We start from the raw sequence: 13,845 nt of genomic DNA, 5'->3' as shown, positions 1-13,845 counted from the left end.
AAACAATGAAAGAGACCTTAAACAAACTGATCAATCACGAAATACTTCCCAAGGAAGAAGCCAAAAAGATATTGGTGAACATTGCCAAGGGCGATTACAATACATCACAAATTGCCGCATTTTTAACCGTTTATATGATGCGGAGCGTGACCATTGAAGAATTGGAAGGCTTCCGTGATGCCCTTTTGGAACTTTGTTTGGCCGTAGACCTCGCTGAATACGACCCCATTGACCTTTGCGGAACAGGTGGGGACGGCAAGGACACCTTCAATATTTCCACCTTGGCCTCCTTTGTCACGGCAGGAGCGGGAATCCATGTGACCAAACACGGCAACTATGGGGTTTCCTCAAAATGTGGAAGCAGCAATGTGATGGAATTTCTAGGAATCAAATTCAGTAATGAGGCTGATTTTCTAAAGAAAACCATCGAGGAAGCCGGTATTTGCGTATTGCACGCACCCCTTTTTCACCCAGCCATGAAAAATGTAGCCCCCATCAGAAGGGAGTTGGCCGTAAAAACATTTTTCAATATGTTGGGGCCTATGGTAAATCCCGCGTTTCCAAAAAATCAAATGGTTGGCGTTTTTAATCTGGAATTGGCCAGAATGTACGGTTATCTATACCAGAACACCGATAAAAAATTCACTGTTTTACACGCGTTGGACGGGTATGACGAAATCTCGTTGACAGGCGACACAAAAACCATATCCAACAACACCGAATCCATGTTGAAACCATCAGATTTTGGGGTTGAAAAAGTTTTACAGCAAGAAATCGTTGGTGGAGAAGACGTAGCGGCATCCGCCCAAATATTCATGGACATTTTACAAGGAAAAGGTACCGATGCACAAAACAACGTTGTCTGTGCCAACGCAGGTGTCGCCATTGCCACAGTAGAGGGCACCTCTCCAAAACAAGGTTTTGAAAAAGCAAAAGAATCGTTGTTGAGCGGAAAGGGATTGGAAGCATTGAAGAAATTGCAAAAATTAAGTGCCCAATGAATATCCTAGAACAAATAGTAGCCGATAAACGCAAGGAGGTCGATTTAAAAAAATCGCTCATCACCCTGCCCCAATTGGAGGCTTCCGTGATGATGGAGCGTACCTCCGTTTCATTGGCAGAAGTATTGCGCAAAAGCAATTCGGGTATCATAGCCGAGCACAAGCGACGTTCACCATCCAAATCCGTGATCAATCAAAGTTTGAGCATACAAGAGGTGGCCAAAGGGTACGCCGATGCAGGCGCCTGCGGGATGTCCGTGCTCACCGATGGCAAATATTTTGGAGGTTCGTTGGACGACCTCGTACTTGCAAGGGCATCCACCAACATTCCCATTTTGCGAAAAGAGTTCATCATAGATGAATATCAAATCGTGGAAGCCAAGGCTTACGGTGCCGATGTCATTTTATTGATCGCCGCCATTTTGTCCAAAGAAGAAATCAAGACCCTGTCCAAATTGGCCAAAGAATTAGGGTTGGATGTGTTGCTCGAAGTGCACAACGAAGAGGAACTCGAAAAATCCCTGATGCCCAGCTTGGATATGTTGGGGGTGAACAATCGTAATCTTAAATCCTTTGAGGTTGATTTGGAGATCAGCAAATCGCTGTCCAAGAAAATACCCGATGATTTTGTGAAAGTATCCGAAAGCGGGATCAGCTCGGTGGAAGCCATTCGCGAATTAAAGGAATTCGACTATCAAGGATTTTTGATCGGGGAAAATTTTATGAAGACCGATGAACCCGGTAAAAGTGCAAAAGAATTTATTAATAAGATCATCGCATAACGTCATTTCGAGTGATTTGATTTTGGTCAATCGTATTGGGAAATAGCGGTCTCGATACATTTTGAAACAACTTTCAAAACACTCGACCGGACAAAATAGCAACTATGAAACTAAAAATCTGCGGCATGAACCATAATCCTGAAGAGGTGGCAACCTTGCGACCGGATTTTATGGGGTTTATTTTTTGGGAACCTTCTTCCAGATATTTTGTGGGGGAAATGCCTCCATTGCCCAGTTCCATCAAAAAAGTGGGCGTTTTTGTGGATGCGCCTTTGGAAGAGGTTTTGGAAAAAACGGAGCAGTATCAATTAAATGCCGTGCAACTCCATGGGAAGGAAAGTGCTGATTATTGCGCTGCCCTTCGTCAGTCGAACAGTGACATCATCAAAGTATTCTCCATCAAGTATGATTTTGATTTTGATGTCCTGAAAGATTATGAAGCAGTCTGTGATTATTTCCTCTTTGACACCAAAGGAAGATTACCAGGTGGCAACGGCTACACCTTTGACTGGTCTGTTCTGGAAAAGTATCCATCCGACAAGCCCTATTTTCTGAGCGGAGGCATAGGCTTGGATTCCAAAGAGAAATTGAAAGCATTTTTAAACAGTCCAGCTTCCAAAAACTGTTTCGCCATCGACGTGAACAGTAAGTTTGAAACAGCACCTGGATTAAAAAATATGGAAGATTTAAAAATATTCATCGAATCGCTGAAGAGCGTTCGTAACTAAAAATTAAAACCAATGAAAAGCTATCATGCCGATGAAAGGGGATATTACGGTGAGTTTGGGGGAGCTTTTATCCCGGAAATGTTGTATCCCAATTGCGAAGAGCTACGGCAAAACTACCTGGGCATTATGGAGGAACCTTCGTTCAAAGAGGAGTTCCATCAATTGCTCAAAGATTATGTGGGCAGGCCCACCCCACTTTATTTCGCCAACCGTTTATCAGAAAAATACAATACAAAAATCTATCTCAAACGAGAAGACCTGTGCCATACCGGCGCCCACAAAGTCAATAACACCATTGGTCAAATCCTAATGGCCAAAAAGCTGGGCAAAAACCGAATCATAGCCGAGACAGGAGCAGGTCAGCACGGAGTGGCCACAGCAACCGTTTGTGCACTAATGGGCATTGAGTGCATTGTGTACATGGGAGAAATCGACATTGCACGCCAAGCCCCGAACGTGGCCCGTATGAAAATGTTGGGAGCCGAGGTAAGGCCGGCCAAATCGGGCAGTAAAACCTTGAAGGATGCGACAAACGAAGCCATCCGCGACTGGATCAACAATCCTGTGGACACGCATTACATCATTGGTTCCGTCGTTGGGCCGCATCCCTATCCGGATATGGTGGCACGTTTTCAATCCGTAATCTCGGAGGAAATCAAAAATCAGCTTCAAGAGAAAGAAGGCCGTGAAAACCCGGATTACGTTGTGGCCTGTGTGGGCGGTGGAAGCAATGCCGCTGGGGCCTACTATCATTATTTGGATGTTCCCGAAGTGGGTATTATTGCCGTGGAAGCTGCCGGAAAAGGAATTCACTCCGGTGAAAGTGCGGCCACCTCCGCTTTGGGAAAAGTGGGCATCATTCACGGCAGCAAAACGCTGTTGATGCAGACCCAAGATGGACAGATTACCGAACCCTATTCCATTTCAGCAGGACTGGATTACCCCGGTGTGGGACCGATGCATGCACATTTGTACGCTTCGGGCAGGGGAGAATTTATTTCGATAACGGATGATGATGCCATGCATGCCGGTTTGGAGCTTTCCAAACTGGAAGGAATCATACCCGCAATAGAAACTTCCCACGCATTGGCCATTTTTGAGAACAGGAAATTCAAGCCCGATGATGTGGTGGTGGTCAACCTGTCAGGCCGTGGCGACAAAGATTTACAGAACTATATTGATTATTTTAAATTATAGATAATGTCCCCTCGAGGGGACTTTAGGGGTGTTTTGACGCCCCTTGCCCCCTTCAAAGGGGTAATAGATACTCATTTTCTTATGAACCGAATCAAACAAAAATTACAGGAGGACAACCCGCCTGCCGGACGGGCAGGAAAAATCCTTTCCATATACTTTTCCGCAGGATATCCCAAGCTGAACGACACCGTAAAAATCATCCAAGATTTGGAGAAAAATGGAGTGGACCTCATCGAAATAGGACTTCCGTTCAGTGATCCATTGGCCGATGGCCCCACGATCCAAGAAAGTTCCACGGCCGCCCTTAAAAATGGAATGAACACGGCATTGCTCTTTGAGCAACTCAAAGATATCCGCAAATCGGTTTCCATTCCGCTTATTTTGATGGGCTATTTTAACCCTGTGCTTCAATATGGGGTGGAGGAGTTTTGTGCCAAATGCGAGGAAATCGGTATCGATGGGCTCATTCTGCCAGACTTGCCCTTGGATGTGTACACGGAAGAATACGAGCCAATTTTCAAAAAACACGGATTGATCAACGTCTTTTTGATCACCCCGCAAACCAGTGAACAACGTATCAAAGCCATTGACGATGCTTCCGAAGGGTTTATTTATATGGTGAGTTCGGCCAGTACCACGGGCGCCAAACAAGGTTTTGGACCGGAACAATCCGACTATTTTGAACGTATTGCCAAGATGGGCTTGAAAAATCCACAAATCGTGGGATTCGGCATCAGCAATGCCGAGACCTTTCAGCAAGCGACCAAAAAAGCCAAAGGAGCCATCATCGGTTCGGCCTTCATCAAACATTTAACAGCAAATGGGGTCGATAACATTGGTGACTTTGTAAAGCAAATTCGTTAAATTTCACCTCTAATAACCATTCAACGGTAACATGAAAAAAACGCTGTTCCTTATCTGCTCATTCCTCGGTTTTTCACTTTTTGCCCAAGACGATGTGGCCATTAAATCGCAAGTGGCAGACGCCATTAATGAGATCCGGGAATTTATTGCCATTCCCAATGATGCCCTCGATGCTGCGGATATTGACCGTAACATTATGTGGCTCAAACGAAAATTTGGGGACAGGGGTTTCAATACCGCGGTTTTGGATACCGAAGGACTCCCTTTGTTCTTTGCAGCGATGCCAATGGACGCAAACAAACCAACGGTACTGATCTACATGCATTTTGACGGACAGTCCGTTGATCCGACCAAATGGGACCAACTAAACCCTTATCAAGTAGTGCTCAAAAAACCGGCTGATGGTGGATTTGAGACCGTTTCATTTGATGAAATGGATGACGACATTGATTATAACTGGCGTTTGTTCGGCAGGTCCACTTCCGATGACAAATCGCCCATTGTGATGCTTTTGAACGCCATGGACCTCTTGAAGAAAGATGGCAAGGAAATACCCTTCAACATCAAGGTGATTCTGGACAGTGAAGAGGAAAAGGGCAGTAATCCCCTACCAGCCGCCGTAAAACAATATCGTGAACTGTTGGAATCCGACTTTTTGATGATCGTGGACGGTCCTGTTCATGCTTCGGAAAACCCGACCGTGGTTTATGGTTGTCGTGGCATTACCACTTTGACCCTGACCACCTACGGCCCCATAAAACCGCAACACAGCGGACATTATGGTAATTACGCGCCTAATCCGGGATTTCAGTTGGCGCAACTTTTGGCCACTATGAAGGATGTTGATGGCAGGGTTACCATTCCCGGCTATTACGACGGTATTTCCATTGATGAAAGCACGGATTCCATTTTAAAAAGTGTTCCCGATAGCGATGAGGCCATTGCGGAGAAACTACAATTTAAAACTGCCGAAAAAGTGGGCAACTATTATCAAGCCGCCTTGCAATATCCCTCCTTGAACATTCGTGGCTTGGGTTCGGGCTGGGTCGGTGACAAAGCGCGGACCATTGTGCCGGAAAGTGCCACGGCCGAACTGGATTTGAGATTGGTGGTGGAGACTGATGGCAACCGTCTCAAAAAATTGGTGAAAGACCATATCAGCAAACAAGGATACAAAGTATTGGACCACAAGCCCTCCAAAGAAGAGCGAATGCAGTTTGATAAAATCGTGACCGTGGAAGAAGGCAGTGTTACGGACGCATTCCGCACTGAGCTGGACAATCCTTATGGTAAATTTATCGTGAACACATTAAACAAAAGTTTCGGAGAAGAGGTGATTCGGATACAAACCATGGGCGGCACCGTACCCATTGCACCTTTTATCAACGAGTTGAAGATTCCTGCCTTTATTGTTCCGGTCGTCAATCCGGACAACAACCAGCACAGTCCCAACGAGAACATCAAAATTGGTCAGTTGGCGTATGGCATTAAAGCATTTTACGGGATTCTTTCTTCTGAAATGAATTAAAAAAACTCCCGATACTGCATTACCCTAAAATCAAGGGTATTGAAATCTGGATTTTTGCTTTTTAAATCTTTGTAAGCCTGTAAACTTCCCACAGCGCGATTGGCAGCTCCCGAAGGAGCTGTCAGGGAAACGGTTTTTACTGTTCTCGTCCCGATAGCTTTCGGGAGCGCTCGGACTGACATATCAGATTCAAAGTGCAGCTCCAGATGATGGATTCGAGGCACTTGGTTGGAAACAACTTTTAATTTTAGCCCATATTCTTTTAACTGTTTGCGAAAGAAATATTCGGGACCGTTTTTACTGTTTCCGCCCATGAACAATACCGTCTGGATATTGGGGTGTTTTTTTAAATAGCCTGTCAAATCCCGTAGGACTACGTTTTGCATGCCCAGGTCAGAAGCATCGATTTTTTCGCGTTCTGCACTTTCGACAATATCACAGACCCCTATGCTATTATCGATCAAGAATTCTTTTCGTTGCTCAACTGCCTCTTCCGTGGTCTCATATTTTAAACCCAAATTAAAAATTCGGTCCAAAATGGGCCAAAGCTGACCGTTGCAGCTTCCATAGCAAAAATCCACATCTTGCGGCCTTAATTCGCCCGTGGTAAACCGTGGTGGCGGCAAGGTGCCCACAATCAACTTGGTGGCCTCTTCTAACAAAAAGGGTTTATAGGGATGTGTATGCTTGAATAGTCGTGAACTCAAAATAAAGATTGTTCGTATTTGTGCAAAAATAAACAATCAGTACAATGCCATACGTTTTGCATTATACTGATTGCTGCTTTTGATTATTTTACGACCAGATCGAATTGGGCACTAAGCCGAATTCCTACTCGCATTGATGTTTCCGTATAACGAGCGGGTCACAATTTTCTCGTACAATTCTTTGTATTCGGAATTTTGGGTGATGTGGTACAGGGCGTTTTGCTGAATCACCAACAATGGCAACACGATTTTTTCCCTGATTTTCACGGATTCCCTCGATACTGCTTCATCTTCCATCAAAATCTTAAGTCCGGAAATCTGCAGAAGCATTTTCTTGGACAATTGATATTCTTCAAAAAGTATCTTCCAGAAGTCCCCAAACTCGGGATCATCCTTCATGTAACTGGTCAGGTCAAAATTGGTCTTGGCCAATGACATCATACTGTTCAGCATCAACGCTTTAAAGAAAGGAACCTCCTTGTACAGTTTTTTGACCTCGTTCAACCGTCCTTCGTCCTTTAATTTTTGGAGAGCCGATCCCAATCCAAAGTAGCCGGGCACGTTTTGTTTCAATTGACTCCAAGAGCCCACAAACGAGATGGCCCGTAAATCGGAAAGTGTCAGCTGTTTTGCACTACCACGCTTACCGGGCCTACTGCCGATATTGGCCTTTGTATAATATTTTAAGGTACTCCTATTTTCCAGGTATGGGATAAACTTATCATGCTGTTTCAGGGCGTCATATTTATCAAAGCTGAGCTCGGAAAGTTCCTCGATCAATTTTCTTTGCGAGGCCGAAATAGTAAGTTCCTTACCAAACAAGTTATTGCTCAACCCGGCCGTCAATAATTGCTCGGAGTTGTGCATAAACTGCTCTTTAGTACCGTAGGTACTGGTAATGGTCTGCCCTTGGATGGTAAGTTGGATTTCATGGTTCGCAACGTCTTTTGTCTGTGCGGCGTAGAATCTATGCGTCTTCCCCCCACCTCTAGCCGGTGGTCCTCCCCTACCATCAAAGAATATGGCTGCAATACCATTTTTCTTGCACACCTTGCTCAAGGTTTCCTTGGTCTTTAATATGGACCAATTGGCCTTTAGGTAACCACCATCTTTGGTACCGTCGGAAAAACCGAGCATTATGGTATGTATATCTCTTCTTCGTTCTAGGTGTTGTCTGTATTTTGGAATATCGAACAGGGTCTGCATCACTTCTTCGGAAGCATCCATGCCTTTCATTGTTTCGAACAATGGAACAATATCGAAAGTGATGTCCTTCTCGTTCCATCCGCACCATCTGAACAATCCGAACACGAACAGTACGGAGAAAATATCCTCCGAGTTACTGATGATGTAGCGATTGCACCCGTCCTCACCGTTCTTCTCTTGGATTGCCTTTAAATTTTGGATATTGACGATAGTGTCCTTCACGATATCATCATCAAAATCCTTTGCATCCAATTTAAAATCATTCTCCAATAACAACTTCACCAATTCCTTTTCTTTGAGCTCGTCCAAGCTTTCTTTGATGACCCCGTTCTTTTTTAAAACGGACTCTACCACCAAGGTGTGCTTGCTGTGATCTTGACGGATGTCCAACGTGGCAAAATGTGTTTTGAAAATGTGAACCTTGTCAATGAACCGGTCTAGTTCATCTAAATACAGTCCATGATAATGCTCCACCAATTCATTCTTCACCTTGCCCAAGTGACCGATGATTTCCTCATAGGAAATTGGTGCATTGGAATCGAACATGGCATGGTATAGCTTTGTGCTCAACGTATTGATTTCTTCTTGCATACTCTTGAACGTGAGTTTTTTGCGTAGATTCTTCAATTCGTTGTAGTAGCATTTCATCAAGGTGAGTCGTAGCTCGTCGGCCACCTCCTTGGTAATGTCCGCGGTCACGAACGGGTTTCCATCCCGGTCACCGCCCGGCCAAAAACCAAGCTTCATCAAATTATAGTTCTCGAACTTTTCGTCACGGATATTGCTTTTCACGTATTGGTACAGTTCTCCAACGGCATCGTAATAGGTGTTACGAAGAATATAGATAATGTTTTTTGCCTCGTCCAAAGGTGTTGGCTTCTTGGCATTGATCAGCGATGTCAATCCCAATTGTTGAAGGGTCACATCTATATCGTGAATCCTGTCTTCATGAATCAACGAGCGTAGCTCGGCAATGATATCCAAGACGGCTGGTGTATAAAACTGCGTAGGGTGCGCCGTTAATACGATACGTGCACTAAAGGTTGACAATTTTTTGGAGACCTTGTCCCAATTTTTGGTACGGTTCACCAACTCAAAATAATCGGGTATGGTCAAAGAACTGCTATATTCCTGTAGTTTGGGAAATGCGGAATCCTCAACACTATCGTAAAGCACCACTTGGCGCTCCACATATTGTACGATCCTGAACATAAAATCCAAGCGTTCCCTTTCGTCCTGAATATCCACAAAATTGGAAAAGAATACCTCCAATATTTCTTGGGGATCCTTACCTGCCTTTAATCCTTTTTCGCACTGATCTAGTAAAAGTGGAATAAGGATTCCCACGTTTTCCACATTCTTGTAGGGCAAGCTCAGGAAAAGGCTGTTATAGATATTGAACTTATTGGTTACCGATTTTTTAAACTCTTCTAACCGTTTAGTTTGCTGCATGAATCTGTTTTATGTTAGTGTAAAAAATAGTCGAACACTCAAAGGTCGTGAATAAAGTGTAACCTCTGGGTTAAATTTAAGTGTATCACAATTTAAGGCATGCGCAGTTCCAATCGTAACAACATGCCTTGTGGCTTATAACTTAAAGATTACTTCGGATTTTACCAAAGTTTTTTATCGGACAAAAACGGGTTCGTTTTTCTTGACGGTATGCTCTTCACTAAAGAGATATCCGTCATAATCAAAATTCTTGATATCGTCCAGCGTTTCGGCTCCCGTATCCAGTATATAACGGACCATGGAACCGCGGGCTTTTTTGGCAAAGAAACTGATGACCTTCAATTTATCGTTTTTCCAATCCTTGAAGACTGGGGCAATGACGGGAACCTTAAGGTTTTTGTCATCCACAGCGCTGAAATATTCGTTGCTCGCCAAGTTTACGAACAATTCGTCATCTGCAAGTTCGTTGTTCAGAAAGTTGACAATGTCCTTCTTCCAGAATTCGTACAGATTCTTTTTACGACCCACTTTCAGTTGCGTCCCCATTTCCAATCGGTAGGGCTGCATCAAATCCAAAGGTTTTAGCACTCCGTAAAGGCCGGATAAAATTCGCAGGGTATCTTGCAAGCGGTCCAATTTATCCTCTGGAATGGTGTAGGCATCCAAACCTTGGTACACATCGCCGTTGAAAGCATACACTGCCGGTCTTGCATTTTCCGTGGTAAAAGGAGTTTCAAATTTTTGATTGCGCTCCCAGTTCAGGTCGGCCAGTTTATCGGAAATGGACATCAAATCCATCAAGGCCTTGGGCTTTTTCTTTTTGAGCACGGCATTCAATTTTTCCGCTTGTTCCAAGAATTCGGGCCGGGTGTATTTTGATGTGGGCAAAGCGGTTTCGTAATCCAACGACTTTGCAGGAGATATCACAATTTTCATTTTCTTCTGATTTTTGTAAAAATAGCGAGGTTTTTCCTTTTTTGGAAGGGCATTCCAATGGTGTTTTCAATCTTAAGATTGAAGAAAGCTATGATTCGTGATGTTTGGCATAGCCACGCCACTTCTCGATTCCATTAACCATATCTTCAGGCAGTTCGGAATCAAATCGCATAAACTCACCGGTAACGGGATGCTCAAAACCGAGGGTTTTGGCATGCAAAGCTTGTCGCGGCAATGTCTTAAAGGCATTTTCAACAAATTGCTTGTATTTGGTAAAAGTGGTGCCCTTTAGAATTTTGTCGCCACCGTAGCGCTCATCATTAAAAAGTGTGTGCCCAATGTATTTCATGTGCACCCGAATTTGGTGGGTTCTACCTGTTTCCAACTTACAGGAAACCAATGTAACATATCCCAAACGTTCGATGACCTTGTAATGGGTAACTGCTTCCTTGCCATCGCTTCCATCGGGAAAGACCATCATCTGCAAACGATTTTTGGGGTTACGGGCAATATGGCCCTCAATGGTTCCTTCATCCCCTTCAACATTGCCCCAAACCAAGGCCACATATTCACGTTCACTGGTTTTATCAAAGAACTGCTGCGCCAAATGGGTCATGGCCGACTCTGTTTTGGCAATCACCAATAAACCAGAGGTGTCCTTATCAATACGGTGTACCAACCCAGGCCTATCGGAACTGTTGTTGGGAAGGTTCTCAAAATGATAGACCAATGCATTGATCAAAGTACCGGAATAATTTCCGTGCCCGGGATGCACTACCATGCCCGCAGGTTTGTTCACCACCAAGAGCACGTCATCTTCATAAACAATATCCAAGGGAATGTTCTCCGGTGTCAACAAAAACTCATAGGGCGGATGCTCGAACATCACCTTGACCTCGTCCCCGGCCTTTACTTTATAGTTCTGCTTAACAATGGAACCATTGACCCAGATATGGCCTTTTTTAGCGGCCTGTTGGATTTTGTTCCGTGTAGCGTTCTCAATAAAGTTCATCAAAAATTTATCCACACGCAATGGCTCTTGGCCCTTGGAGGCGGTAAAACCATGGTGCTCATAGAGGTCGTCCTGCGAAAGGTCGTCCTGGGAAAAGTCTTCTTGATTATCCGAAATATCCATTTTAATTGGATTCTGCCTGTACCCTTGCGCTTCCCGGAATGGTACCGTTGCCACAGATCAATTCCACTTTGGATGTTTTGGGCAATCGGTCGCCAGGTTTAATATACTTCCCCTTATGCTTCATTCGGTAAACCATATCCTTGCCCAGTTCGTCAATATAGGTCACTCGTTCCACTTCCAGTCCCACCGCCTTCAACATAGAAGCCGCATTTCTTTGGGTAACTTGCACAATATCCGGCACGCTTACCTTTTTATAACCTGATGGGTTTACGGTAAAATATATTTTACGGTTGGACTTCACCTTGTTTCCTGCGGGTGGATTTTGTTCCAAAATGGAGAACCGTGGGTAATCGGGATTATATTCCGACGAATCCAAAACTTGATATCTAAGTCCGGCATCCTCCACGGCCTTGCGCATCTCCGAAACCGACATTTTGGAAAAGTCCGGCACCTCAACAAATTCACCGTGGTTCGTGGTGCTCTTGAGCCACTGTAAAGCAACAAAGACCAAAACCAGAATTGCAACGACCGCCAATCCCAATTGAATCAAAAAAGTCTTGCTCTTTAAAAAGTTGAAAAAATTTTTCATGTAGTTCACCTTATCGGAACAAATATAGGAAAGCCAGCCCTTTTTTCTTTATTTTGGCTTTGCGTTATTTTATTATACAATGAAAAAGAACATTGCCATCATTATGGGCGGCTATTCCAGTGAGCACAATATTTCCATTAAGAGCGGAAATGTGGTGCACAAATATTTGGACAGGGAAAAATATAATCCTTACCGGATTGTGATTACCAAGTATCGATGGTACTATTTGGATGAATTGGAACAGGAACATGCCGTAGAGCGGTCCGATTTCAGTGTTGGGATACATGGCAAAAAAGTTCAATTTGATTGTGTTTTCAATGCGATCCATGGAACTCCGGGAGAAGATGGGCTCATGCAGGCGTATTTTGAGCTTCTGGGAATGCCGCATACCTCTTGCGATCATTATGAAGCTGCTCTCACGTTCAACAAACGTGATCTTTTGAGCACTCTAAAACCCTACGGAATACCTTGCGCCACATCCTATTATCTGAACAAGGGACAAACAGTGGATGACGATGCCATTGTGGACAAGGTTGGGCTGCCCTGTTTTGTAAAAGCCAATAGGGCCGGAAGCAGCTACGGTGTTTCAAAAGTGCACAACAAAGCAGACTTGGCCAATGCCATAGCAACGGCTTTTAAGGAAGATTCACAAATCATCATCGAATCCTTTTTGGACGGCACGGAAGTTTCGGTCGGTGTGATCACTTTCAACAACGAGGTTACCGTACTGCCGGCCACAGAGATTATCTCGGAGAACGATTTTTTTGATTTTGAGGCCAAATATTTGGGCAAATCACAGGAGATAACCCCTGCAAGGATTTCAGAAAAGCAGGAATCGAACGTAAGGCAATTGGCTGAATTTATTTATAAGACCCTTGGGCTGAAAGGCTATACCCGTAGCGAATTTATTTTTATCGGCGATGTGCCTCATCTGCTCGAAATAAACACGACCCCTGGGTTAACGGAAGAGAGCCTATTGCCGCAACAGGCAAAAACCGCAGGAATTTCACTTGAAGAGTTATTTGACAGTGCCATTGTTGAAGCTTTGCGATAGAAACCGTATTTTTAAGAAACTTTAAACCACAACATGAGACGCGCATTGTTCCCCGGTTCCTTCGACCCACTCACTTTAGGGCATTACGATATTATTAAAAGAGGCGTGACCCTTTTTGACGAACTGGTCATCGCCATAGGAATCAATGCCGACAAAAATTACATGTTTACCTTGGAAGAAAGGGTAAAGTTCATCGAGGATGCATTTAAAGATGAGCCTAAAATCAAAGTGACCACCTACAAGGGCATGACCGTCGACTTCTGTAAAAAAATAGATGCCACCTTTATTCTCAGGGGGTTGCGCAATCCGGCGGATTTTGAGTTTGAAAAAGCGATTGCCCACACCAATAGAAAGCTCTCCGAAATCGAAACCGTGTTCCTGTTGACATCCTCCGGAAAATCCTACATCAGTTCATCCATTGTTCGCGATGTAATACGAAACGGTGGAGATTATACGGGATTGGTTCCCGAAACCGTGGTGGTCAAGTAATTACAAAAGTTCATTTGGTCGATTTTTTTTGTAGGTGGTTTCTTTCTTTTCTATATTTAGTAAACCATGTCCAGCCTTTTGAATACCACATGAATTATTGCTTTCGCAACATTAAGTGCGTTGTGTTGGTCAATAATCATAGTTTAGTCTGAAATTTCTGAGAGGTAGAACGTTTTT

The 13,845-nt window shown here is 44.0% G+C and carries 13 protein-coding genes; 8 read left to right on the top strand and 5 right to left on the bottom strand.

The annotated features are described in order from the left end of the window. The first annotated feature begins 5 nt into the window (after window positions 1-5). From trpD to GVT53_RS01525, 6 genes are all read left to right on the top strand, one after another. Entirely contained in the window at window positions 6-1,001 is a 996-nt protein-coding gene (gene trpD / locus GVT53_RS01550) for an anthranilate phosphoribosyltransferase (RefSeq protein WP_166247109.1), read from the top strand. Then, on the top strand, window positions 998-1,783 hold the full coding sequence (gene trpC, locus GVT53_RS01545; RefSeq protein ID WP_166247108.1) for an indole-3-glycerol phosphate synthase TrpC: 786 nt from the start codon (window positions 998-1,000) through the stop codon (window positions 1,781-1,783). The genes trpD and trpC overlap by 4 nt, the downstream gene beginning before the upstream one ends. 104 nt (window positions 1,784-1,887) lie before the next feature. Then, window positions 1,888-2,511, top strand: a complete 624-nt coding sequence (locus GVT53_RS01540) for a phosphoribosylanthranilate isomerase (protein ID WP_166247107.1) — start codon at window positions 1,888-1,890, stop codon at window positions 2,509-2,511. 12 nt (window positions 2,512-2,523) lie between these two features. Next, on the top strand, window positions 2,524-3,708 hold the full coding sequence (trpB, locus tag GVT53_RS01535) for a tryptophan synthase subunit beta (RefSeq protein ID WP_166247106.1): 1,185 nt from the start codon (window positions 2,524-2,526) through the stop codon (window positions 3,706-3,708). A gap of 81 nt (window positions 3,709-3,789) precedes the next feature. Next, window positions 3,790-4,572: a tryptophan synthase subunit alpha gene (gene trpA / locus GVT53_RS01530; protein ID WP_166247105.1), complete on the top strand. Its 783-nt coding sequence runs from the start codon at window positions 3,790-3,792 to the stop codon at window positions 4,570-4,572. A gap of 31 nt (window positions 4,573-4,603) precedes the next feature. After that, window positions 4,604-6,100 carry a M20/M25/M40 family metallo-hydrolase gene (locus GVT53_RS01525; RefSeq protein WP_166247104.1) on the top strand — a complete coding sequence of 499 codons (1,497 nt, stop codon included), beginning with the start codon at window positions 4,604-4,606 and terminating at the stop codon, window positions 6,098-6,100. Here GVT53_RS01525 and GVT53_RS01520 read toward each other — a convergent pair. The 5 genes from GVT53_RS01520 to GVT53_RS01500 all read right to left on the bottom strand — a co-directional run bounded on the left by GVT53_RS01520 (window position 6,097) and on the right by GVT53_RS01500 (window position 12,125). Continuing rightward, window positions 6,097-6,807, bottom strand: a complete 711-nt coding sequence (locus tag GVT53_RS01520; protein ID WP_166247103.1) for a uracil-DNA glycosylase family protein — start codon at window positions 6,805-6,807, stop codon at window positions 6,097-6,099. The two genes, GVT53_RS01525 and GVT53_RS01520, sit on opposite strands and share 4 nt — an antisense overlap. Window positions 6,808-6,918: 111 nt before the next feature. Next, complete coding sequence (locus GVT53_RS01515) at window positions 6,919-9,465, bottom strand: phosphoenolpyruvate carboxylase (RefSeq protein ID WP_166247102.1); 2,547 nt, start codon at window positions 9,463-9,465, stop codon at window positions 6,919-6,921. Window positions 9,466-9,639: 174 nt separating this feature from the next. Further along, window positions 9,640-10,401, bottom strand: a complete 762-nt coding sequence (gene yaaA / locus GVT53_RS01510; RefSeq protein WP_166247101.1) for a peroxide stress protein YaaA — start codon at window positions 10,399-10,401, stop codon at window positions 9,640-9,642. 88 nt (window positions 10,402-10,489) lie between these two features. Then, window positions 10,490-11,536 (bottom strand): RluA family pseudouridine synthase, encoded by a 1,047-nt coding sequence (locus GVT53_RS01505; RefSeq protein WP_166247100.1) that lies wholly within the window; start codon window positions 11,534-11,536, stop codon window positions 10,490-10,492. 1 nt (window position 11,537) lies between these two features. Continuing rightward, a complete protein-coding gene (locus tag GVT53_RS01500; protein ID WP_166247099.1) occupies window positions 11,538-12,125 on the bottom strand; it encodes a PASTA domain-containing protein in 588 nt (195 codons plus the stop codon). A 79-nt stretch (window positions 12,126-12,204) separates the two neighbouring features. On the opposite strand from GVT53_RS01500, the gene GVT53_RS01495 reads away from it, so the two are divergent. Both GVT53_RS01495 and coaD read left to right on the top strand, forming a co-directional pair. Beyond that, window positions 12,205-13,179: a D-alanine--D-alanine ligase gene (locus GVT53_RS01495; protein WP_166247098.1), complete on the top strand. Its 975-nt coding sequence runs from the start codon at window positions 12,205-12,207 to the stop codon at window positions 13,177-13,179. A 33-nt stretch (window positions 13,180-13,212) separates the two neighbouring features. After that, the gene (gene coaD / locus GVT53_RS01490) at window positions 13,213-13,668 is read left to right on the top strand and encodes a pantetheine-phosphate adenylyltransferase (protein ID WP_166247097.1); all 456 of its coding nucleotides are present in this window, start codon (window positions 13,213-13,215) and stop codon (window positions 13,666-13,668) included. The last annotated feature ends 177 nt before the right edge of the window (window positions 13,669-13,845 follow it).

Origin of the sequence: Flagellimonas oceani, assembly GCF_011068285.1 — a bacterium.
GTDB classification, from domain to species: domain Bacteria; phylum Bacteroidota; class Bacteroidia; order Flavobacteriales; family Flavobacteriaceae; genus Flagellimonas; species Flagellimonas oceani.
This window is presented reverse-complemented; position numbering and strand designations above follow the sequence as displayed.

Excerpts from the sequence above, each read along its gene's own strand:
- trpD (WP_166247109.1), top strand. The coding sequence starts at position 6 with ATGAAAGAGACCTTAAACAAACTGATCAATCACGAAATACTTCCCAAG.
- trpC (WP_166247108.1), top strand. The coding sequence starts at position 998 with ATGAATATCCTAGAACAAATAGTAGCCGATAAACGCAAGGAGGTCGAT.
- GVT53_RS01540 (WP_166247107.1), top strand. The coding sequence starts at position 1,888 with ATGAAACTAAAAATCTGCGGCATGAACCATAATCCTGAAGAGGTGGCA.
- trpB (WP_166247106.1), top strand. The coding sequence starts at position 2,524 with ATGAAAAGCTATCATGCCGATGAAAGGGGATATTACGGTGAGTTTGGG.
- trpA (WP_166247105.1), top strand. The coding sequence starts at position 3,790 with ATGAACCGAATCAAACAAAAATTACAGGAGGACAACCCGCCTGCCGGA.
- GVT53_RS01525 (WP_166247104.1), top strand. The coding sequence starts at position 4,604 with ATGAAAAAAACGCTGTTCCTTATCTGCTCATTCCTCGGTTTTTCACTT.
- GVT53_RS01515 (WP_166247102.1), bottom strand. The coding sequence starts at position 9,465 with ATGCAGCAAACTAAACGGTTAGAAGAGTTTAAAAAATCGGTAACCAAT.
- yaaA (WP_166247101.1), bottom strand. The coding sequence starts at position 10,401 with ATGAAAATTGTGATATCTCCTGCAAAGTCGTTGGATTACGAAACCGCT.
- GVT53_RS01505 (WP_166247100.1), bottom strand. The coding sequence starts at position 11,536 with ATGGATATTTCGGATAATCAAGAAGACTTTTCCCAGGACGACCTTTCG.
- GVT53_RS01500 (WP_166247099.1), bottom strand. The coding sequence starts at position 12,125 with ATGAAAAATTTTTTCAACTTTTTAAAGAGCAAGACTTTTTTGATTCAA.
- GVT53_RS01495 (WP_166247098.1), top strand. The coding sequence starts at position 12,205 with ATGAAAAAGAACATTGCCATCATTATGGGCGGCTATTCCAGTGAGCAC.
- coaD (WP_166247097.1), top strand. The coding sequence starts at position 13,213 with ATGAGACGCGCATTGTTCCCCGGTTCCTTCGACCCACTCACTTTAGGG.